This is a genomic window from Nocardioides panaciterrulae (genome assembly GCF_013409645.1).
Taxonomy (GTDB): Bacteria; Actinomycetota; Actinomycetes; order Propionibacteriales; family Nocardioidaceae; genus Nocardioides; species Nocardioides panaciterrulae.
Genome location: NZ_JACCBG010000001.1, coordinates 3,136,264 through 3,155,989, shown reverse-complemented (window position 1 = coordinate 3,155,989; position 19,726 = coordinate 3,136,264). Strand labels below are relative to the sequence as shown.

At 73.7% G+C, this 19,726-nt stretch carries 17 protein-coding genes; 5 read left to right on the top strand and 12 right to left on the bottom strand.

Annotation, left to right across the window (positions count from 1 at the left end; translation table 11 throughout):
• Window positions 1–32: 32 nt before the first annotated feature.
• On the top strand, window positions 33–1,262 hold the full coding sequence (locus BJZ21_RS14970) for a polysaccharide biosynthesis protein (protein ID WP_179664480.1): 1,230 nt from the start codon (window positions 33–35) through the stop codon (window positions 1,260–1,262).
• Between the two features lie 298 nt (window positions 1,263–1,560).
• Here the strand turns inward: BJZ21_RS14970 and rffA are convergent, their stop codons facing one another.
• The 8 genes from rffA to BJZ21_RS14930 all read right to left on the bottom strand — a co-directional run bounded on the left by rffA (window position 1,561) and on the right by BJZ21_RS14930 (window position 11,586).
• Window positions 1,561–2,742 (bottom strand): dTDP-4-amino-4,6-dideoxygalactose transaminase, encoded by a 1,182-nt coding sequence (rffA, locus tag BJZ21_RS14965; RefSeq protein ID WP_179664479.1) that lies wholly within the window; start codon window positions 2,740–2,742, stop codon window positions 1,561–1,563.
• 17 nt (window positions 2,743–2,759) lie between these two features.
• Window positions 2,760–3,515, bottom strand: a complete 756-nt coding sequence (locus tag BJZ21_RS14960; protein ID WP_179664478.1) for a sulfotransferase domain-containing protein — start codon at window positions 3,513–3,515, stop codon at window positions 2,760–2,762.
• The gene (locus BJZ21_RS14955; protein ID WP_179664477.1) at window positions 3,512–4,528 is read right to left on the bottom strand and encodes a glycosyltransferase; all 1,017 of its coding nucleotides are present in this window, start codon (window positions 4,526–4,528) and stop codon (window positions 3,512–3,514) included. The genes BJZ21_RS14960 and BJZ21_RS14955 overlap by 4 nt, the downstream gene beginning before the upstream one ends.
• A gap of 31 nt (window positions 4,529–4,559) precedes the next feature.
• Entirely contained in the window at window positions 4,560–6,113 is a 1,554-nt protein-coding gene (locus BJZ21_RS14950) for a glycosyltransferase family 39 protein (protein ID WP_179664476.1), read from the bottom strand.
• A gap of 63 nt (window positions 6,114–6,176) precedes the next feature.
• Complete coding sequence (locus BJZ21_RS14945; protein ID WP_179664475.1) at window positions 6,177–7,733, bottom strand: hypothetical protein; 1,557 nt, start codon at window positions 7,731–7,733, stop codon at window positions 6,177–6,179.
• Window positions 7,734–7,752: 19 nt separating this feature from the next.
• The gene (locus BJZ21_RS14940; RefSeq protein WP_179664474.1) at window positions 7,753–8,529 is read right to left on the bottom strand and encodes an exodeoxyribonuclease III; all 777 of its coding nucleotides are present in this window, start codon (window positions 8,527–8,529) and stop codon (window positions 7,753–7,755) included.
• A gap of 3 nt (window positions 8,530–8,532) precedes the next feature.
• Complete coding sequence (locus tag BJZ21_RS14935; protein WP_179664473.1) at window positions 8,533–10,374, bottom strand: glycosyltransferase family 39 protein; 1,842 nt, start codon at window positions 10,372–10,374, stop codon at window positions 8,533–8,535.
• A 9-nt stretch (window positions 10,375–10,383) separates the two neighbouring features.
• A complete protein-coding gene (locus BJZ21_RS14930; RefSeq protein WP_179664472.1) occupies window positions 10,384–11,586 on the bottom strand; it encodes a cysteine desulfurase-like protein in 1,203 nt (400 codons plus the stop codon).
• 109 nt (window positions 11,587–11,695) lie between these two features.
• Here BJZ21_RS14930 and ychF point away from each other — a divergent pair, with 109 nt between their 5' ends.
• Window positions 11,696–12,772, top strand: coding sequence for a redox-regulated ATPase YchF (gene ychF, locus BJZ21_RS14925; protein WP_179664471.1), 1,077 nt, complete (start codon window positions 11,696–11,698; stop codon window positions 12,770–12,772).
• A gap of 128 nt (window positions 12,773–12,900) precedes the next feature.
• On the opposite strand, the gene BJZ21_RS14920 is transcribed toward ychF, so the two are convergent.
• Window positions 12,901–13,383, bottom strand: a complete 483-nt coding sequence (locus BJZ21_RS14920) for a DinB family protein (RefSeq protein WP_179664470.1) — start codon at window positions 13,381–13,383, stop codon at window positions 12,901–12,903.
• A 62-nt stretch (window positions 13,384–13,445) separates the two neighbouring features.
• A complete protein-coding gene (locus tag BJZ21_RS14915) occupies window positions 13,446–13,676 on the bottom strand; it encodes a hypothetical protein (protein ID WP_179664469.1) in 231 nt (76 codons plus the stop codon).
• 56 nt (window positions 13,677–13,732) lie between these two features.
• Here BJZ21_RS14915 and BJZ21_RS14910 point away from each other — a divergent pair, with 56 nt between their 5' ends.
• Window positions 13,733–14,719 (top strand): asparaginase domain-containing protein, encoded by a 987-nt coding sequence (locus BJZ21_RS14910; protein WP_179664468.1) that lies wholly within the window; start codon window positions 13,733–13,735, stop codon window positions 14,717–14,719.
• Between the two features lie 12 nt (window positions 14,720–14,731).
• Here BJZ21_RS14910 and BJZ21_RS14905 read toward each other — a convergent pair whose 3' ends face one another.
• A complete protein-coding gene (locus tag BJZ21_RS14905) occupies window positions 14,732–15,322 on the bottom strand; it encodes a hypothetical protein (protein WP_179664467.1) in 591 nt (196 codons plus the stop codon).
• Window positions 15,323–15,498: 176 nt separating this feature from the next.
• Between BJZ21_RS14905 and adhE the strand changes: the two genes are divergently transcribed.
• Both adhE and BJZ21_RS14895 read left to right on the top strand, forming a co-directional pair.
• Window positions 15,499–18,123: a bifunctional acetaldehyde-CoA/alcohol dehydrogenase gene (gene adhE, locus BJZ21_RS14900; protein ID WP_179664466.1), complete on the top strand. Its 2,625-nt coding sequence runs from the start codon at window positions 15,499–15,501 to the stop codon at window positions 18,121–18,123.
• Window positions 18,113–18,559: an SRPBCC family protein gene (locus BJZ21_RS14895; protein ID WP_179664465.1), complete on the top strand. Its 447-nt coding sequence runs from the start codon at window positions 18,113–18,115 to the stop codon at window positions 18,557–18,559. The genes adhE and BJZ21_RS14895 overlap by 11 nt, the downstream gene beginning before the upstream one ends.
• Window positions 18,560–18,655: 96 nt before the next feature.
• Here BJZ21_RS14895 and BJZ21_RS14890 read toward each other — a convergent pair whose 3' ends face one another.
• Window positions 18,656–19,594, bottom strand: a complete 939-nt coding sequence (locus BJZ21_RS14890; RefSeq protein WP_179664464.1) for a type IV toxin-antitoxin system AbiEi family antitoxin domain-containing protein — start codon at window positions 19,592–19,594, stop codon at window positions 18,656–18,658.
• Window positions 19,595–19,726 lie beyond the last annotated feature (132 nt).

Here is a 19,726-nt window from a genome sequence, read left to right as displayed (position 1 = left end):
CGTGGCGGCGCGGGTCCGGCAGAATGCGGCCGATGCCCGCCGTACGCCGTCCCTCGCCGCTCGTCCTGGGCTCCGCGGTCAGCGGGCTGCTCGCCTACGTCTTCTTCGCGACCGTCACCCACGCGCTCGGCAGCCGGGCGGCCGCGCCGGTCTCGGTGCTGTGGAGCTGGTGGTCGTTCGCCAGCGCGGCGCTGACCTTCCCGGTCCAGCACTGGGTGGCCCGCACCGTGGAGGCCCAGGCCGGCGAGGGCGCCGTACGCCGGTCGCTGCCGACGGTCGCCGGGGCCGCCGCGCTGGTGGCGCTGCTGGTGACGCTGGTGGCCTGGCTCGGCCGGGAGCGGCTCTTCCACGACGCCGGCTCCTGGTTCGCGCTGCTGGCCGGCCTGGTCACGCTGGGCGCGGCGCTGGCCGGCTACGTGCGCGGGGTGCTGACCGCGCGGCGACGGTTCACCGCGGTCGGCGTGGCGCTGGTGACCGAGAACCTGACCCGGGCGGTCGTCGCCGGCGTGCTGCTGACGGTCGGCGTCACCGACCCGGTGGCCTACGGCGCCTGCCTGATCGTCGGGTACGTCGCCACCGCGTGCTGGCCCTCGACGCTGCGGCTGCGTCGCACCGGTGCCACCGAGGGCGCCGGCAGCCCGCTGGCGTTCGTCGGCGGCACCGGCGCCGCGCAGCTGGTCGGGCAGGCGGTGCTCACCGGCTCCCCGGTGGTGCTCGCCGCCGCCGGCGGGGCGCCGGCCGAGGTCACCGCGCTGTTCGCGGGGCTGGCGCTGTTCCGGGCGCCGTACACGCTGCTGCTCGGCGCGGTCGCCCCGGTCACCGGCCGGCTCACCGCGCTGGTGGTGGCCGGCCGCAGCCACCAGCTCGACCGGCTGCGCAACGGGCTGCTGCTCGCGGCGGTGGTGCTCGCCGGGGTGGCGGCCGGTCTCGCTTGGCTGCTGGGGCCGTGGCTGGTGCGGCTGGTCTTCGGCGGCGACGTGGTGCTCACCCGCAGCACCGCGGTCCCGGCCGCGGTCGGCAGCGCGCTGGCGATGGCCAACCTGGTGCTCACGCTGCTGGTGATCGCGCGCGGCCGGGTGCTGCACCTGCTGCGCTCCTGGGTGCTCTCGCTGCTGCCCGGCGCCGTGCTGCTCGTGGCCACCGGCGCCGGCAGCGGGGCCGCCGCGGCCACCGCCTTCGCCGTCGTCGAGGCCGCCGCGCTGGTGCTGCTCGCCTGGTCGGACCGGAGCGCCGCCCGGCGGAGCGCCGGCGTCCTGGCGTAGGGGCGGTCGGGGTCGGCCGGGTGCTTGCGGATTGGTGACATTCCGCAGGTCGGGTGGGTTCCGGATTGCGGATTGTCGCCATTCCGCAACGGGGTCGGCGCGGGTGACGGTGGGCGGTCCGCGTGGTGCGGGCGAGGTTCGGCGGGAGGCGGAGGCCGGGCCCGGGGTAGCTGGCGTTTGCGGATTGGTGACATTCCGCAGGTCAGGAGGGGGTCGGGTTGCGGACTGTCGCCATTCCGCAACCCGAGCCGACCCCAGCCGACGCCGACCCGACGCCGCCCGGGCCCGGCGCCTCAGCTCACGCCCGCAGGACCCCCACGAGCGCCTCGGAGACCCGCTCCACGTCCGTCCGGGTCAGGTGGTTGTGGAAGGGCAGGCGCAGCAGCCGCTCGCTGACGTCGATGGTCACCGGGCAGTCCGGGACGTCGTCGGAGGCGTACGCCGAGAACTGCCGGCCGCCCTCGGAGTTGTGCAGGGGCACGTAGTGGAAGGTGGTGCTGATGTTCTGCGCCGCGAGCTCCTTGATCGCCCGGCCGCGGGTCTCGTGGTCGGGGAGCAGCACGTGGAAGAGGTGGTACGCCGGGTCGACGTGCTCGGGGATCACCGGCAGCCGCAGGCCGACCTCCTCGGCGTACGGCCCGAGCGCCTCGAGGTAGCCCTCGTAGACCGCGCGCCGGCGGGCCTGGATCGACTCGCGGACCTCCAGCTGGCCGTAGAGGTAGGCCGCGAGCGCGTCGGACATGCCGAAGGACGAGCCGACGTCGCGCCAGGAGTACTTGTCGACGAAGCCCTGGAAGAACGCCTTGCGGTCGGTGCCCTTGTCGTAGAGCACCCACGCGCGGCGGACGTCCTCGGGGTCGTTGAGCAGCAGCGCGCCGCCCTCGCCACAGACGATGTTCTTGGTCTGGTGGAAGCTCAGCGTGGCGAACCGGCCCAGGCTGCCCAGCGGCTGCCCGCGCCAGCGGCCGAACAGCGCGTGCGCGGTGTCCTCGACGATCGCGACGTCGGGGCGGTCCTTGAGCACCTCGCGCAGCCCGTCCATGTCGCAGGCGACGCCGGCGTAGTGGACGACGACGACCGCCCGGACGGTGTCGTCGAGCAGCTCGGCGACGTGCTTGGGGTCCGGGCCCAGGGTCTCGGGCTCGATGTCGCAGAACTTCACCTTCGCGCCCTCGCGCACGTAGGCCAGCGCGGAGGTCACGAACGTGAACGACGGCACGATGACGGTGTCGCCGGGCTGCAGGTCCAGCAGCAGCGCGCTCAGCTCCAGCGCGGCGGTGCACGAGGTGGTCAGCAGCGCCTCGGGGCAGCCGGTCTCGGCCTTGAGGATCTCCGTGGCCCGGGCGGTGTACGGGCCCGAGGACTGGGTCAGGCCGCTGGTGATCGCGGCGCTCACGTGGGCCAGCTCGTCGCCCTCGGGGCGCACCTGGTTGAAGGCGATCGCGGGCAGGTCGGTGCTGGTGTCCCGGGCGGTGTTCACGGTGTCGTCCCTATCCTTCAGTCCGCCGTGGGCCACGGCAGGGCTCGTCCGACCAGGTCGCGGAGCGCCCGGTCGCTGTCTCGGTAGTACTCGCGCAGCCGCGCGACCAGCCCCTCGTCGAGCTCCGGGGCGGGGTGGCTGCTGGCGTTCACGGCCTCCGCAGGGGGTACGCCGAGGGCCGGGTCGACGCCGACCCGCTCCAGCAGCCGGGTGCGGGCGGCCTCCTCGGTGGTGAGCTCGTCGAGGAACGCCACCACCACGTCGTCACCGAACCGCGCCAGCCACGGCGCGAGGTAGTCGGTGTAGCGGCCCCGCTCGAGGTAGGCGTACGGCGAGACCGAGGTCCGCCCGGGGGTCCAGGGGAGCGGACCCTCGAGGTTGCGCTCGAGGACCTCGGCCAGCGGCCGGTCCTCGTAGCCGTGGTCGGTGCTGAACGCCCAGTGCGAGCGGGCCCGGCGCACCGGGTCGCGCAGCACCACGAGCACCAGCGGGTCGCCGAGCATCTCCGCGGCGCGGTCGGCGGCCTCGGCGTACTCCAGGTAGCTGGTGCTCTTCTCCCCGAGGATCCGCTCGCCGTCGGCGTGGGCGAAGTAGGTGCGCAGGTACCACTCCCGGCCGCGGGCGGAGTCCTCGGCGGAGAGGAACACCTTCGGCTCGGGTCGGGCCGGCCGCGCCATCGCGATCTCGGGATGGGCCGCCAGCAGGTCATGCACCCAGGTGGTGCCGCAGCGCTGCGCACCCGCGACCAGCAGGTGCCGGCTCGCTCGGCTCACTCGGGCACCCTCGTCTGCACGTGGTAGGAGTCCTGGGCGCTCACGGCGTTCAGCGTGCGGACGACGTACTCCCCGAGCATCGAGAGCAGCGCGATCGTGAACCCGTTGAAGATCGACAGCAGCACCACCGTGGTGGTCCAGCCCTGCACGTGGGTGTTGCCGAAGACCCCCTGCAGGAAGTAGATCGCGCCCAGCACGAAGCTGACCGCCGAGATCCCGAACCCGACCGTCGCCGCGAGCCGCAGCGGGTAGGAGGAGTAGGAGAACAGGATCGTCAGGACCAGGCGCAGGATGCGCACCAGGTTGTAGTTGCTCTTGCCGACGGTGCGCGGCTCGTGGCGCACGGTCACGTTGCCGGGATGGCGGGAGTAGATCAGCGCCTGGCCGGTGATGTAGGGGTGCGCGGTGCGCGAGGCACAGATCCGGTCGACGACGTCGCGGTGCAGGATCCGGTAGTTGGAGACCACCAGGTCGTCGGGCTGGTGGAAGACCCGGCGGTTGATCGAGCCGACCAGCCGGCTGCCCAGCTTGCGGTGCCCCGCGTGCTGCTTGCTGGCGAACTCGCCGAAGACCACGTCGTGGCCGGCCAGCGCCGCGTCGATGAGCAGCAGCGCCTGGTCGGGCGGGTTCTGCAGGTCGTCGTCCATCGTGATGACGTAGTCGCCGGTGGCCTCGCGCAGGCCGGCGAGGTTCGCGTGGTGCTGGCCGTAGTTGCGCAGCAGGTCCAGGGCCACGACCTGGGGGAGAGTGCGCGCCTTCTCGGCGATCACCTCCCAGCTGCCGTCGCTGCTGCCGTCGTTGACCAGCACCACCTCGTGGTCGAGGCCGGCGGCGGTGAAGGTCTCCACGACCCGGTCCACGGTCGTGCCGACGATCCCCTCGCTGTTGTAGACCGGGATCACCACGGAGTACTTGAACCGGCCGCGGTCGGGGTGACCGGGGCCGACGGCGGCGTCGACCACGGTGCCGACCGCGGGATCGGCGGCCGGACCGGGCGCAGGGGAGGTGTCCACGCCTCCATCGTGCCATCCGGGGGTCCCGGGCTCAGCCACCGAGCACCTGCCGGAGCCGGTCGACCTTGTCCTGGCCCACCCCGGGGCGCACGTACCAGGTCCAGCCCGGCGTGCCGCCGACCTCGACGAAGTCGCTGGCCAGCACCGGCGTCAGCCAGGGCGGTACGGCGGACTCGGTGCCGACGGCCAGCAGGTCCGGCGCGTGCTGGTCGACCCAGCGGCCGTAGCCCGCCTGGCCGCCGGGCCAGGTGTCCTGGAGGTAGTCCTCGAGGCCGTTGCCGAACAGCTGGAACCGGGTGGGGTTGCGCTGGTGGGCGAGCACCAGCGGCGGCGGCGCCTCGACCGACATGATCCGGGCGTCGGGCAGCACCCGCAGCACCGCCTCGACGTCGCGACGCTGCTCGTCCAGCCCGTTCTCGCGGGTGCGGATGGCGTAGACGGTCGTCAGCACCACCACGGCGACCAGCCAGACCGCGACCACGCCGCGCAGCACCGGCGCCGACAGCCGGCCCCGCAGCACCGGGACCAGGCCGGCGATGCCGACCACGACGACCGGGAAGGCGAAGAAGCAGTCGGGCCAACCGTTGTAGGCCAGCAGCGACCACAGGATCCCCACGACCGTCAGCGCCCCCATGCCCACCAGCGCGGCCGCCCGCGGGTCGCCACTGCGCGCCGCCCGCCGGGCTCGCACCGCCAGCACCAGCTCCACCGCCAGGCCGCCGAGCAGCACCCAGGTGGTCCAGCCGTAGGTCTTCAGGGTCGAGGCCCAGATCGAGCCCGGCGAGTCGAGCAGCGACACCTGGTGGGTGTAGCGGGCGTTGATGATGAGGAAGTCGTCGAGGAAGTACTGCAGGTCGCCGAGCGCGGCGTACACCGCGACCGTGACCGCCAGCGGGACCAGGCCGCCGACCGCGATCCGCACCAGCGAGCGCAGCCGGCCCTCCGCCTGCATCAGCGCCGCCACCGCCGCACTCGCCACCAGCGCGAAGAACGCCGGCTGCCAGGTCAGCGTGGCCAGCGCGATGAACAGCCCCGCGACCACCCACCGCCGGTGCACCACGGCCAGCACCGCCAGCAGGCAGAACAGCACCAGCGGGGTCTTCTCCCGCGGGCCGCCGGTGGAGTAGATGACGAAGCCCTTGAGGCACAGCAGCGCCGCGGCCGCGGTGAGGCCGGCGAGCCGGGACCGGAAGGTGTCGCGGCCCAGCACGTAGGCCGCCGCCACGCTGGCCGCGGCGAACAGCATGAACAGCACCCGCATCCCGACGATGTCGTCGATGCCCGCCAGCCGGGAGAGCCACGCGCCGATGCCGGGCAGCAGGTGGGCCAGCGGGCCGGCGCGGTTGACGATCGCGACATACGGCGGCACGCCCTCGGCGAACTGCTGGCCGCCGTAGGTGTAGACGCCCAGGTCCCGGCTGAGGTAGCCGTGGAACCCGTGGCCGACGTAGACCAGCACCGCCACCAGCCCGGTGAGCGGGATGAGCGGGTCGAACCCGCGCAGGCGGCCGCGCCGCGGCCCCCGTGAGTACGACGGGTCGCGGGGTGCGGTCGCGGGCTCGCGGGCTCCCTGGGTGGTGGCCATCAGGCGTCCTCCTCGCTGCGGGCGCCCCCGTGCGGTCGTGGCGTCATGGTGTGATCGTGCCAGTCAGTGGGTGGCCAGCGCCTCCCGGAGGCGCTGGAGGGTGTCCTTCCCCACGTCGCGGCGGACGTACCACAGCCACGGGGAGGTCCGGCCGACCTGGTCGTAGCCGGCGTCGAGGGTCGGCTGCAGCCAGCTCCGGTCCAGGGTCCGGCCCACCGCGATCACCTCCGGCGACCGGTCGCCGATCCACCGGGCGTAGCCGGCGATCCCGCCCGGCCAGGTGTCGTCGAGGTAGGCGCGCAGCCCGTTGCTCAGGATCTGGAACCGGCTGGGGTTGCGCTGGTGGGCCAGCACCATCGCCTCCGGGGCGACGACCGAGAGGATCCGGGCGTGCGGCGGCAGGATCGCGGTCACCGCGTCCACGTCGCGGCGCTGCTCGAGCAGGGTGTCGTCGCGCGAGGAGACCGAGTAGTCCGCGGCCAGCGCCGTGGCCGCCAGCGCGCCGGCGGTGACGACCCCGACGACGACCCGGGCGGGCAGCCGCCGGGCGAGCAGCGGGACCAGGCCGGCGACCCCGACCGCGGCGCCGGGGAACATCACGAACGCGTCCGGGAAGCCGTTGAACGCCTTGAGCGCCCACGCGAGGTTGCCCAGCGTGAAGACCGCGATCCCCACCAGCGCGGCCGGCCGCGCCTCCCGGCGCCGGATCGCGGCCGGCAGCGCCAGCAGCCCCCACACGACGACGAGCAGCAGCCCGGCGAGCAGCAGCCACAGGCTCCAGTCGTAGGCGCGGTCCAGCCGGTTCCAGACCCGGTCCGGGGTCTCCAGCGGCGAGCCCTGGCGGGTGTAGCGCAGGTTGATCAGCACGAAGCAGTTCCAGAACACGTGCAGCCGGTCGATCAGCGCGTAGCACCCGACGGTGACCGCGAGCGGCGCGAGCCCGCCTGCGCCGAACCGGAGCAGCCCGGAGAGCCGCCCGCGCGGCTGCAGCAGCACCGCGGCGACCGCGCCGGGCAGCGCGGCGAACAGCACCGGCTGCCAGGTCAGCGTGGCCAGCGCGACCAGGACGCCGGCCGTCGCCCAGCGCCGGTGCACGAGCGCCAGCAGCCCCAGCGTGGTCAGCAGCACCATCGTGGTCTTCTCCCGGGGGCCGGCGGTGGCGTAGAAGGCGAAGCCGCGCAGCGCCAGCAGGGTCGCCGCCGCGGCGAGGCCGGCGGTCCGGGAGCGGAACACGTCGCGGGCCAGCACGTAGCCCGCCGACACGGCCGCGGCCGTCAGCAGCGCGAACAGGAACCGCATCCCCAGCAGGTCGTCGACGCCGACCTGACGGGCCGCCCAGGCACCCAGCCCGGGGACCAGGTGGGCCAGCGGCCCGGCGCGGTTGAGGATCGCGACGTACGGCGGGACGCCCTCGGCGACCTGCTGCCCGGCGTAGGCGTAGACGCCGATGTCGCGCAGCAGCACGCCGTTGAACCCGTTGAGCAGGTAGACCGCCAGCGAGACCAGCCCGGTCAGCGGCACCAGCGGGTCCAGGCGGCGGAACCGGCCGGCGAACCCGGACGCCGGCCCCTCCTCACCGGGGGTCGGCGACGTCGCGCCGGTCTCGGGCGTCGTGGGCACAGGTCCCTCTCGGCCGCCGTCAGTCGAGGTCGACGACGACGGGTGCGTGGTCGGAGGCGCCGGTGCCGGCGCGCTCCTCGCGGTCGATGAACGCCCCGGTGACCCGGCCGGCCAGCGAGGGGGAGCCGAGCACGAAGTCGATGCGCAGCCCGCGGTTGCGCTCGTAGCGCTGCCGGTAGTAGTCCCAGTAGGTGTAGACCTCCGGCCCGGGCGCGTGCGGGCGCACCACGTCGACGTACCCGTCGTCGAGGAAGGCCTGGAACGCCGCGCGCTCGGGCGGGGTCACGTGGGTGGACTTCGCGAACTGGGCCATGTCGAAGACGTCCTCGTCCAGTGGGGCGATGTTCCAGTCGCCCACCAGCGCGGTGTCCTCGCCCAGCCACGGCTGCGCGGCGTCCCGCAGCCGGGCCAGCCAGTCGAGCTTGTAGACGTAGTGCGGGTCGTCGACCTTGCGGCCGTTCGGCACGTAGAGCGACCAGACCCGGACGCCGCCGCACCGGGCGCCGATCGCCCGCGCCTCCGGCGCGACCGGGTCGCCCCAGCCGGGCATCCCCTCGAACCCGACCTGGACGTCCTCGAGGCCGACCCGGCTGATGATCGCGACCCCGTTCCACTGGTTGGTGCCGGCGGCGGCGACCTCGTAGCCGAGCGACTGCAGGCCCATCAGCGGCAGCTGGTCCTCGCGCGCCTTGGTCTCCTGCAGCGCCAGCACGTCGACGTCGTGCCGCTGGAGCAGTGCCTCGACCCGGTCGATGCGGGAGCGCAGCGAGTTGACGTTCCAGGTGACGAGGCGCATGGACTAGTGGGCTCCGGCCTTGGTCTCGGGGGCGGCGGCGGGGAGGTGGGAGGACGCGGCCTTCTTCAGGCACCTGCGGGCGCGTCCCGGCTTCAGCCCGGCACAGTACCGGTCGACGGTGCGCTGCGCCTCGTCGCGGTGGCCCGCCCGCAGCAGCAGCCGGGCCTGCGCGAACACGTCGGTGCGCGCCGCGGTCCCGCCGTACGCCGCGGCCAGCCGGCCGAGCGCCTCGATGGCGCCGGCGGTCCCGTGCTGGCCCGCGGTCGGCGCGTAGAGCGTGAACATGCTGAACCGCCGCGCCACCCGGAAGCCCTCGACTCGGCCCGACCAGTGCACTTCGGGCTCGTCGCAGACCACCGAGTCGGCGCAGGAGGAGTCGACGATCAGCAGGTAGACCGGGCCGTCCCCGCCGAGGTGGCGCTCGCCCTTCGACAGCGCCGAGACCGAGGTGACGTGCGGGGCGCCGACCAGGTAGCGCGGCTTGCCGAAGAACGGCACCCGCCAGCGGCCCGCCGGCGCGGGGCCGTCGTAGAGGACGAGGGCGTCAGGAGGCAGGTCGGTGCGGAGCACCTGGCCGGCCATGCCGTAGTCGGGCACGTCGTCCTGGGTGGCCACGGCGTACGTCGTGGGCAGCTGGCTGACCAGGAGCGCGCCCACCGCGAGCGGCCCGAGCCAGCTGCCGGCCCAACGGCGCGTCCGGCCGTGGGCGGCCCGAGCCAGGGCGGTGCCGACGGCCGCGACCAGGAAGACGAACCCAGTGACGAAGAAGTACGCGAAGTGCGCGCGGTAGTGGCGCACGTCGAGCGGATAGGGGTTGATCGTGTGGTAGGCGACGAGGAAGACGAGCGGCGCGAGCACGACCGGGAGCCAGAACCACTGGGCGCGGAGCTGGCGCCGGGCGCCCGGCAGCGCCACCGCAAGCACCAGGAACACGATCGTGACCGGCCACCAGGGCAGCTCGCGCCCCAGCAGCGGCAGCACGTAGGTCCAGATCTCGTGCAGCCCGGCGGGGACTCGGTCCAACGCGTGCCCGAGGTTGGGGTCGAAGACCTTCTTCGTGTCCGAGGCCAGGGCCAGGAAGGAGACCGCGCCCACCGTGATCAGCGACGCCAGCAGCACGACGCCGAGCGTCCAGGCCCGGCGCCGCGGCAGCGAGCCGCGCCAGCCGCGCCAGGCCAGGACCAGCGCCGAGGACCCGAGGAAGACCGTCGGCTCGGGCACCCGGGAGAGCGGGAGCAACAGCGCCGCCACCGCCGAGAGCACCAGCCAGCGCCGGCGGCCGTCGTCCAGCCAGCGGCTGCCGGCGTAGGCGGCCAGCAGGATGAGCATCATCGGCAGCGCGTAGGGCCGGATGTAGGCGGTGTAGCGCAGGAAGAGCGGCTGCGTGGCCAGCACGAACACCGTGAGCACGCCGACCAGGCCGGCGCGCTGCCGCCGCAGCAGCGCCGCGACGAGGAGGAGCGACCCGATGCCGGCCAGCGCCGGTTCGAGCCGCTGGCGGAGCTGGCCCACCCCGAGCAGGTGCTGGAGCAGCCCCCCGAGCAGCGGGTCGAGCGGCGGCTGCCGGGTGCCGGTGACCATCGTGTGCAGGTTCGAGGAGTAGTACGCCGAGATCTGCGACCACTCGTTCTGGTTGTACGGCTGGTTGATCGCGGTGGCCACGATCAGCACCGCCCCCAGCAGCACCGCGGCGGCGTACCAGTAGCGCTCGCCGGGGAGTCTCGGCGGGGCGAGGGTCTCCTCGGGAGCGGGGGACTGGGGCGGGGACTGGGACGGCTGCGACGGGCGCGCCGACGGCACGGCCTCGGCCCCGTCGTCTCCCGTGGTGTCGGTGGAGGGCGGCACCAGAGGACCCTAACCAGCGGAGCTGAGCAGACCCTGCAAGCCCCGGACGAGGCGATTCACGTCGTCCTCGGAGGTGTAGGCGGCCAGGCCGACCCGGACCCCGCCGGCGTCCCCGAGCCCGGTGTGCCGGGAGGCCTCGAGGGCGTAGAAGTGGCTGGCGGGGGCGTTCACGCCCACCTTCGCGAGGCCCTCGTGGACCTCGCGCGGGCTCAGGCCGTCGACGGTGAACAGCGCCGTGGGGGTGCGTCGGGCCGGCCGGCCGTGCAGGGTGACCCGGTCGAGGTCGCCCAGGCCGTCGAGCAGCCGGGCCATCAGCCGGGTCTCGTGCTCGTCGAGCGCGGTCATCGACTCCACCACCGCGGTCCGCCGGTCCTCGGCGTCGGAGGCGAGGCCCGCGATGTAGTCGACGGCCGCGGTGGTGCCGGCGAGCATCTCGTAGGGCAGCGTGCCGAGCTCGAACCGCTCCGGCACCGCGTCGGAGGAGGGCAGCAGCTTCTCGGGGTGCAGCGTCTCCAGCAGCGCGGCCGACGCGGCCAGCACCCCGTGGTGCGGCCCGAAGAACTTGTACGGCGAGCAGGCGACGAAGTCGGCCCCAAGCCCGGCCTTGTCGACGGCCGCGTGCGCGGCCAGGTGGACGGCGTCGACGTGCACGAGGGCGCCGACCGCGTGCGCCTGGGCCGCGATCGCGGCGACGTCGGGGCGGGTGCCGAACAGGTTGGAGGCGCCGGTGACCGCGACCAGCCGGGTGCGCTCGCTCAGCAGCGGGGCGATGTCGTCGAGCTCGGCGGTGGCGGGGTCGAAGTCGAGCCAGCGCACGGTCGCGCCGGCACGACCGGCGGCCAGCACCCAGGGGCGGATGTTGGCGTCGTGGTCGAGCCGGGTCACGACGATCTCGTCGCCGGCGCCCCAGCCCTGGGCGAGCGTGCGGGCGAGGTCGAAGGTCAGCTGGGTCATCGACCGGCCGAAGACGACGCCCTCGGCCTCGGCGCCGAGGAAGTCGGCCATCGCGGCGCGCGCGGCCCGGGTGACGTCCTCGGCGCGCCGCTCGGCGTCGGTGACGCTGCCCCGGTTCGCGAGCCCCGCGGTCAGCGTGGCGCTCACCGCGTCCGCGACCTGGCGCGGCGTCTGCGAGCCGCCGGGCCCGTCGAAGTGGGCCACGCCGTGCTCGAGGGCGGGGAAGTCGGACCGGATGCGCGCGAGGTCGTAGGTCACAGCTGCGACCCTAGCCACTCCCCGGGCCACTCCCTGGGTCACTCCCCGGGCTGCGGGGCCGGCCGGAGGATTCGGGAGACCGCCGTACGCGCCCGTAGACTCGCGCCCCGTGGCTCTCACGATCGGCATCGTCGGACTCCCCAACGCGGGCAAGTCCACGCTCTTCAACGCCCTGACCAAGAACGACGTGCTCGCGGCGAACTACCCGTTCGCGACGATCGAGCCGAACGTCGGTGTGGTGGGCGTCCCCGACGACCGGCTGCCGAAGCTCGCGGAGATCTTCTCCTCGGCCAAGGTGCTGCCCGCCACCGTGGAGTTCGTCGATATCGCGGGCATCGTGCGCGGCGCCTCGGAGGGTGAGGGGCTCGGCAACAAGTTCCTCTCCCACATCCGCGAGTCCGCGGCGATCTGCCAGGTCACCCGGGTCTTCCGCGACGAGGACGTCACCCACGTCGACGGCGAGGTCAACCCGGCCAACGACATCTCCACCATCTCCACCGAGCTGATCCTCGCCGACCTGCAGACGGTCGAGAAGGCGATCCCGCGGCTGGAGAAGGAGGCCAAGGGCAAGAAGGAGCTCGCCCCGGTCGTGGCCGCCGCGAAGGAGGCGCTGGCCGCGCTCGAGGCCGGCACCCCGATCATCGCGACCTCCATCGACCGGTCGCTGATCCGCGAGCTGTCGCTGCTGACCGCGAAGCCGTTCATCTACGTCTTCAACTGCGACGCCGACGAGCTCGCCGACGAGCCGCTGAAGGCCCGGATGCGCGAGATCGTGGCGCCCTCGGAGGCGATCTTCCTCGACGCGAAGTTCGAGTCCGAGCTGGTCGAGCTGGACGACGAGGAGGAGGCGCGCGAGATGCTCGCCGAGATGGGCGTCGACGAGCCGGGCCTGGAGGTGCTCGCGCGGGTCGGCTTCGACACCCTCGGCCTGCAGACCTACCTGACCGCCGGTCCCAAGGAGACCCGCGCCTGGACGATCCGCAAGGGCGCCACCGCACCCGAGGCCGCCGGCGTGATCCACACCGACTTCCAGCGCGGCTTCATCAAGGCCGAGATCGTCTCCTTCGACGACCTCGTCGAGGCCGGCTCCATGCTCAAGGCCAAGGAGGCCGGCAAGGTGCGCATGGAGGGCAAGGACTACGTGATGGCCGACGGTGACGTCGTGGAGTTCCGCTTCAACGTCTAGTGCGCGCGGGGCCCCGTCGGGCTGCGAGGCGGCTCGCCGAGCGGGGTGCTCCGCCGTTTGAACAAATGTATGTTCAACCGGCGGCGGGGGTGCCCGCCAGGCCCGCTCAGGACCGGCTTGTGACCCGCTCAGGCCCGGGTCGGTCGCTGCGCCCGGATCTGCTCGACCAGGATGTCGCCGTGCCCGGCGTGCCGGGCGAGCTCGGCGACCATGTGCCCGTAGATGAACCGCAGGCTCACCGGGCCCTGATGCCAGGGGAACTGCTCGTCGAGGTCGTGGGTCGCGGCGACGGCCCGCGACCGGGCGCAGGCGTCGAGGAAGGCCTGTCGTACGCCGTCGACGGTGTCGGCGTCGGCGAGCACGAAGCTCTCGTCGACGGTGTCGGGCAGGCCGACCACGGAGCGCGGCACGCCGGCGACCCGCGAGTGGAACCAGACCTTCTCGACGAACGTGGCGTGCTTGACGAGCCCCAGCGGGGTGGTCAGCGACGGCACCAGCCGAGACCGGGCCTCCGCCTCGTCGAGATCCTCGAGGATCCCGACGACCTCGTGCCGCTGGGCGTCGACCAGACCCTCCAGCAGCTGCCGCTCGTCGGCGAGATGGATCGTCATGCCGCGATGCTAGAGGGCGCGGCGGCCGACGACGTGCCGGCCGGAGTGCTCAGCCGGAGTGCTCAGCCGGCCGGGCGGCGGCCGCGCAGGAAGTAGGCCAGCGGCAGCGTCCCGGCCGAGCTCACCAGGCCGAGCGTCAGCCCCCAGACCCACTTCCGGCCCCGGACCTGCTCGGCCGGCCGGTGGCGGAGGTCGCGCAGGGCGGCCATCCGCAGCACCCCGTCGACCGAGGCGCCGATGAGGATGAGGCGGCGGGTGTTGGGGCTGAGGTCCTGCCAGCGTCGTCGTGCCATGGGGACATCCTGCACCGCGCGCGGGTCCGCGGCCGCGTCTGACAGGATCGGTGCCCGTGACCATCGCGCTGTTCACCCTCGGAGGCACCATCTCGATGGCCGGCGACTCACCCGGCGCCGGTGTCGTCAGCCGGCTGACCGGGGAGCAGCTCACCGCCGCCGTCCCGGGACTGGCCGACCTGGCGGAGCCGCTCGAGATCCACGACGTGCAGGCGGCGCCGAGCGCCAGCCTGTCCTTCGCGACGGTGCTCGACGTGGTGGCGGCCGCGTCGCGGGCGGTCACCGGCGGGGCGACCGGTGTCGTGCTGACGCAGGGCACCGACAGCATGGAGGAGACGGCCTGGCTCGTCGACCTGGTCTGGCCGCACCCCGAGCCGTTCGTCGTGACCGGGGCGATGCGCAACCCGACGCTCGCCGGCCCCGACGGGCCGGCGAACCTGCTCGCCGCCGTGCAGGTCGCCGCTTCGCCCGAGGCTCGCGAGCTGGGGGCGCTGGTGGTGTTCGCCGAGGAGGTCCACGCGGCCCGCTGGGTGCGCAAGCAGCACAGCACGAGCACGGGCACCTTCGGCTCGCCGAACCTCGGTCCGATGGGCCAGGTCGTCGAGGGGGTGCCACGCATCCTGGCCCGACCGTCGCGCCACGCGCCGCTGCCGCAGCCGGCCGTCGAAAGGTGGGAGGCGACTCGGGTTGCCCTGCACACGGTCGTCCTCGACGACGACGGGCTGCTGCTGGAGCGGGTGGCCGACACCCACCAGGGCCTGGTGGTGGCCGCGTTCGGTGTCGGTCACGTGCCGGCGTGGCTGGCTGAGCCGCTGGGCGAGCTCGCCCGGGTCATGCCGGTGGTGCTGACCTCGCGGACCGGCAGCGGGTCGGTGCTCGAGCAGACGTACGGCGGTCCCGGCTCTGAGATCGACCTGCTCGGCCGCGGCCTGCTGAACGGCGGGATGCTCGACCCGTACAAGGCGCGGATCCTGCTGCGGCTGCTCCTCGCCAGCGGGGCCGACCGCGAGCGGATCACCGAGGAGCTGGCCCTGCGCGGCTGACCGGGCCGCGGGTCAGCCCGCGGGCACGGGCGCCGTCCAGACCCGGCTCCAGATCTGCCTCGTCGTCAGCCCGTTGTCGATCCAGGCCAGGGTCGGCGAGCGCCGGGACTGCTCGCTGAGCACCCGGAACCTCAACGCGTGCGGGTGGCCCAGGCAGCGCGTGGGCAGCGAGGCGTGCACGTCGTCGTCGGCGTAGTTGATCGCGTGCTGCACCCGGCAGGGGATGTCGCCACCCCGCGCCCACATCAGCCTCGTGGTCCCGGCGCGGTCGCCCGGGGTCGCGGTGATGCCGAGCAGCGCGAACCGGCCACCGGGCTCCTTCATGTCCACCCAGATCTGCAGCCGCTTGCCTGCGGGGCGCAGGTCCGCGAACGCCAGGTCGACGATGATCCGGTCCCGGGTGTGGCGGATCGTGCTGAGCAGCAGGTCGCCCCACCGGGCGCCGGGTGCCGGTGTCGTGTGGACCTCCCCCTCGACGACCTTCACGAGGTCGCCGCGGGCGTCGTCGACGACGACGTGGTCGGCGTACGACGGGGCGGCGAGGCCGGCGAGCAGCGTCACTGCCGCCAGCAGCCCCAGGACGGGCCGGATCGATCGGTGCATCGCGTCCCCCTTCGGCGTGGTCGTCCCCCGAGCATCGCCCCGGACGCGCGCCGGCGGACCGGCCGGAGGTCCCGAGGGATGAGCAGCGAGGCCCCCGGGCGGGGTGCGTCGTGACGATGGTCCCTGTGCTGCGCCCGGAGCGCGTGCACAGGCTGGGGTGACCTCCGGGAGCATCCATGACCCAGACCCATGCGGCGCCGCCCGCCCCGCCAGTCGAAGAGACCCGCCTGCACGAGGTCGACGCCTTCGTCGACCGCGCGGCCGAGGCCGCGCGGCGGTTCCGCGAGCTCGACCAGGAGCAGGTCGACCGGATCGTCGACGCGATGGTCCGCGCCGGCCTGCGGGCCGCGGTCGAGCTGGCCCAGGTCGCGATCGAGGAGACCGGCTTCGGGGTCTTCGAGGACAAGGTGGTCAAGAACTACGTCGCCACCGAGTTCCTCGCCGACTACCTGCGCGACAAGCGGTCGGTCGGCGTGGTCGAGGAGGACGTCGAGCGCAACATCGTCCGGGTCGCCGAGCCGATCGGCGTGGTGCTGGCGATCACGCCGGTGACCAACCCCACCTCGACGGTGCTCTACAAGGCGATCGTGGCGGCCAAGACCCGCAACGCGGTGCCGTTCCGGCCCTCGCCGTACGCCGTGCGCTGCTGCGAGCGGGCCGTCGCGATCCTCCGGGAGGCGGGGGAGGCCGCGGGCCTGCCGCCCGGGGCGCTGCAGGTGATCCCGGACGCGGCGCACGAGGTCACCCATCACCTGTTCCGGCACCCGGGCGTCGACTTCATCTGGGTCACCGGCGGACCGAAGATCGTGGCGCTGGCCAACGCCGCCGGCAAGCCCGGCCTGTCGGTCGGCCCCGGGAACGCGCCGATCTACCTGCACCGGTCCGCCGACCTCCGGGGCGCGGTCGTCGACATCTTGATCTCCAAGACCTTCGACGCCTCGGTGATCTGCCCCGCCGAGCAGACCTGCATCGTCGACGACGCGATCTATGACGCGGTGGTCGCGGAGTTCGAGCGGATGGGCGCGCACCTGCTCAACGAGGAGGAGTCGGCGCGGCTGGTGCAGTTCGTGTTCGGCTGCGAGACCGGGATCGGCGACAAGGCGAACATGGCCGCGATCGGGCAGCTCGCGCCGCAGCTGGCCGAGCGCGCCGGCCTCGTCGTACCTCCTGGCACCAAGCTGCTGCTCGCGCCGCTGCCCACCGAGCTGGACGCGCTGGCCGCCCACCCGCTCGTGGTGGAGAAGCTGATGCCGGTGCTCGGCCTGGTCCGCTCGCCCAGCGTCGAGCACGGCGTGGCCGCCGCGGTGCTGGTCACCGAGCACGGCGGCCTCGGCCACACCTCCGCGGTCTACGCGAACGACCCCGACGTCGTCGACGCCTACGCGAAGGCGGTGCGGACCGGGCGGATCCTGGTCAACGCCCCCACCGCGGTCGGCGCGCTCGGCGGCGTCTACAACAACCTGACCCCGACGTTCTCGCTCGGCTGCGGCACCTGGGGCGGCTCGAGCACCACCGAGAACGTCAACTACACCCAGCTGCTCAACCTCAAGACCGTCTCGCACCGGCGGGCGCCCTCGCAGTGGTTCCGGGTGCCGGCGAACACCTACTTCAACGCCGGTGCGCTGGACAACCTGCGCGAGCTCGCCTGCGAGACCGCGGTGATCGTGACCGACGCCGACAGCGAGCGGCGCGGGGTGGTGGACCTGCTGCGCGGCAAGCTGCGCACCCGCCACGTGCAGGTGTTCAGCCAGGTCGAGCCGGAGCCGGGTGAGGCGACGATCCGCGCCGGGGTGGCGCTGATGGACCGGGCGCGCCCGGACCTGCTGGTCGCCGTCGGCGGCGGTTCGGTGCTCGACGCGGCCAAGGCGATGCGGCTGTTCTACGAGCACCCCGAGCAGAGCCTGGAGGACCTGACCCTGCCGTTCCTGGACCCGCGCAAGCGGGTCGCGGAGTACCCGCACGACGAGGTGCACCGGGTCCGGCTGGTGGCGGTCCCGACCACCGCGGGCACCGGCTCCGAGGTCTCCCCGGCCGCGGTGCTGACCGTGGGGGAGCACAAGGAGACGCTCGTCGACTACTGCCTGGTGCCCGACGTCGCGATCGTCGACCCGACGCTCACGCTGAGCCTGCCGCCCTCGATCACCGCCGACAGCGGGATCGACGCGCTCACCCACGCGCTCGAGGCGGCGGTCTCGATCTTCGCCTCGCCCTACACCGACGCCTTCTGCGTGCAGGCCGCGCGGCTGATCTTCGACGCGCTGCCCCGCGTCGTCGACCAGCCCGGCGACCTGGCCGCGCGCACCGACATGGCCAACGCCGCGACGCTGGCCGGGCTGGCCTTCTCCAACGCGTTCGTCGGCACCAACCACGCGCTCGCGCACGCGGTCGGCGCGCGGTTCGGGATCGCCCACGGCCGCGCCAACGCGCTGTTCCTGCCGCACGTGCTGCGCTACAACGCCGCGCTGCCGAGCAAGTTCATGCCGGCGCCGGGCTACTCGGCGTACGTCGCGCCGGACAAGTACGCCCAGCTCGGCCGGGTCGTCTTCGGCGGCCGCGAGCCCGAGGAGAGCCGACGCCGGCTGTTCGCCGGGGTGGACGACCTGCTCGCGCGGGTCGGGATGCCCCCGTCGCTGGCCTCGCTCGGCATCAGCGCCGAGGAGTTCGAGACGGCGCTGCCGGGGCTGGCGATGACCGCATTCGCCGACCTGAGCAACCGCACCAACCCGCGGATGCCGCTGGTCGCCGAGCTCACCGAGCTGCTGCGGCGGGGGTACGCCGGGGGTGGTCCCGATGCCGACTGACTCCGCCATCGCGACCGTCGAGGTCGCCGCCCCGCTCGACGGGGTGCTCGCCACCCTGCGCGACGTGGAGCGGCAGGTGGAGTGGATCCCGCAGATCCAGGAGGCCGAGCTGCTCGAGGTCTACGAGGACAGCGGGCTGCCCGCGACCGCCCGGTTCAAGGCGTCCGCGACCGTCGGCACCGACGAGTACACGCTGTCCTACGACCACTCCGACACCACCATGAGCTGGACGATGGTCAAGGGCCGGCTGCAGACCGGGCAGGAGGGCTGCTGGACGCTCGAGGACGTCGGCGCGGGCCGGACCGCGGTCACCTACGAGCTCACCATCCACCACAACCTGCCGCTGCCCGGGTTCATCCGGCGACGGGTGATCAAGGGGCTGGTCGACGATACGTTGCAGGGGCTGGCCGAGCACCTCGCCGCGTCGTACTCCTGAGGGCGTCGGGTCGGGGGAGCCCTCGGGTCTGCGGCGGATCGCACCTGCCTGGTGGGACGGATCCGACGCGAACAGTGACGGGCGCGGCGCCCCCGGTCACGCGCACCGGGGACAGGTGGTGGGGGAACCGGTCCAGCCGTGCCGCTGCAGCACCGCGCCGACCGACGCGGCCGTCGTGCAGGGCCGGTCGAAGACCATCCCGTAGGAGATCCGCAGCGTCTCGCTGCCGTCCGACGCGGCGGACTCCAGGTCGCGGCCCATGTCCAGGTCGCGGGCGGCGGCGGAGGAGTGGAAGAGCCGGCCGTCGAACTCGACGTACGTGCCCAGGTCGACGTACTCGACGTCCTGGTAGACCCGCTTGTCCCCGTGCCGGTGACTGGCCTGCCGCCGGCCCTCGGGCAGGCCGTGGGGGCGCTCGACCAGCGTGAGGTAGCCGTGCTCGAGCACCGAGCAGGTGCCGGCCGCGACGTCGGCGAGCACGTCGGCGAGCCAGGCGCGGCGCGGCAGCCGCGGCCGGTCGGCGAGCGCGGCGGAGAGCCGGGCGGTGGTGGTACGCCGGGCGCCGCACGCGTCGGACAGCACCGCCACCGCCGCGGAGTCGCTCCTGGCCTCGGCGGCGAGGTCGAGGACGGCGTGCTCGTAGCGGATCCGGGGCGGGCCGAGGTTCCACTGCACCCGGGCGTGGAAGTCGCTCATCCGGTGCAGTCGGACGCCCGCGGGCGCGACCCGGTGGCGGCCGCGGTCGACGGCGACGTCGATGAGGCAGTCGTCCTGTGGGCTGTTGCCCGACGCGCCCGCGGCCGACAGGGCGGAACGGTGCGACAGCGCGGCCGGCCAGGAGAACAGCACCGCCGCCCAGGCCCGCTGGTGCCAGGTCGTGTCGCCGGTGTGGGTGACGTAGACGCCCTCGTGCACGCGCGCCCACTCCCGCCGCCGAAGCATCCGCTCGATGTCGTGCTGCCGGAGGCCGGCCGCCAGCACCTGGCGCCGAGAGATGACGCCGGCCTGGTCGCCGAGCAGCTCCGTGAGGTCCATGGCACGGATGCTGGCGGTTTCCGGGTGGCGCCGGAACCGGCAGTTGCGGATCTGTGGACAACGCGGTCGGCGGACCGGGCGGCGCGGGTTGCGGGCCCTGCGCCGCGGACGGGCCCGGCGGCCGGAGACGGT